The following is a 1,631-nucleotide window of genomic DNA, read 5'->3' on the forward strand; positions in this document are numbered from 1 at the left end:
GTATTATTGCTCTTTTAGGTCTAGCCGTTATTTTGGGTGGTTGTTCTAACAAAGTCTCTTACGGTGATTCACAAGCGACTGAAACGACAACCATCGATTTCGGTTCGACGGACCTACAAAAAATTGCTGGCGAGATGGTAGACAGCATGATGATGTCAGGTTCAGTAGCAGCAATTACTCGTGACCAACGTCCAATCGTGTTTGTTGAGCGAATCAAGAACAAAACCAGTGAGCACATCGACACTGAATCGATCACTGATACCATCTCAACTAAAATGCTGAACTCAGGCAAATTCCGCTTTGTTGATATGGACCGCGTAGAATCGGTTCGTGAACAACTTAACTTCCAAAATACGGACGAGCTTGTTAACCAAAGTACAGCAATTCAGTTTGGTAAAATGGTCGGTGCGCAATACATGCTTTACGGTAACCTTTCTAGCATCGTGAAAAATGCAGGTAGCGATAAAGATGTATACTACAAAATGACAATGCGTTTGATGGATTTGGAAACAGGCCTAATCGAATGGGCTGATGAAACAGAAATCCGCAAAGAGCAATCTAAGAGCCTATTTGGCCTTTAATTGACCATAATGGAGAAGTCATCAATGGCGTGGTTTTCTTGGCAACAAGCAAAACAGTTAGATCCGAGCTTAAATGCGTTAGATGGCTTCTTTTCAGAACCACCGGTGAAGGTGCAAACCGTCACCGGAGGGCTCACCAACCGCTGTTGGCGGTTGGAATCTTCTCAAGGCCTTGCTTATGTCTGGCGACCGACCAGCAACGTATGCAAGGCTTTTTCTATCTCTCGTAATAACGAGTATCAAGTTCTTCACGCGATCGAGCCGCTAAATCTCGGGCCAAAGCCGATCTTCGTTCATGAGCAAGGGTTATTAGTGGAGTGGATCGATGGGATCACGCTGACAAAAGATGGCATCGAGTTGGAAGAACTCTTACCCATCGCGGCGACCATTCATCAATACCATTCGAGCTCCATACCTGTTGTGCCATTTTCTTACATCTCACGAATTGATCATTATTGGTTGGAGTTAGAAGGAAAGTACGTCGGTTCGGAATTTGAAACCCTATACAAACACTGGCGTTCTGAACCTAGTGTTGAACAAATTCCGTTAGCGCTGTGTCACTTTGATTTGGGGTGTTACAACCTAGTTCGGGGAGAGCAGGGCGTGAAAGTCATTGATTGGGAGTACGCAAGCCTTGCAGATCCAAGATTAGATTTAACGCTCATTTTGCAAATTACCGATTCGCCAATAGAAGAGTCGGTTGAACGCTATTGCCAGATTCGAAATATTGAAAATACCTCAGTTTGGCTTGAAGGAGTAAAAGCGTGGCAACCCCGCACTTTAGTGATGGAAATGGTTTGGTACTTGCTTGCTTATAAATTGTGGGGAGATGAACAATACTTAAACAGTGCGCAAGAGTTTAAAGATTTATTGTGTTTAGAAGATCACTGTTTTGAGAACTCGTGACGTTTTCCCCTTTATCAGTAAGGAAATAGTGGTAGTTTTAAAAAAAGTACCAGATTTTACAGGGAGAGGTACACATGATTATTTACTTGCACGGCTTTGATAGTACAAGCCCAGGTAACCACGAAAAAGTTCTTCAACTACAGT

3 protein-coding genes are annotated in these 1,631 nt (G+C 43.2%); all 3 read left to right on the forward strand.

The window, feature by feature from the left end; all coding sequences use genetic code 11:
* Nucleotides 1-2 precede the first annotated feature (2 nt).
* Entirely contained in the window at nucleotides 3-581 is a 579-nt protein-coding gene (lpoB, locus tag R7O12_RS24245) for a penicillin-binding protein activator LpoB (protein WP_031846970.1), read from the forward strand.
* Between the two features lie 24 nt (nucleotides 582-605).
* Nucleotides 606-1,487 (forward strand): thiamine kinase, encoded by an 882-nt coding sequence (thiK, locus tag R7O12_RS24250; RefSeq protein WP_318126589.1) that lies wholly within the window; start codon nucleotides 606-608, stop codon nucleotides 1,485-1,487.
* 74 nt (nucleotides 1,488-1,561) lie between these two features.
* Nucleotides 1,562-1,631, forward strand: a 70-nt coding sequence (locus R7O12_RS24255; RefSeq protein ID WP_318126590.1) for a YqiA/YcfP family alpha/beta fold hydrolase, incomplete at its 3' end; no start/stop codon positions are given.

This window comes from Vibrio sp. Vb1574, assembly GCF_033338675.1.

Bases quoted from the DNA above. Each gene is read 5' to 3' on its own strand.
- thiK (WP_318126589.1), top strand. From the start codon at position 606: ATGGCGTGGTTTTCTTGGCAACAAGCAAAACAGTTAGATCCGAGCTTA.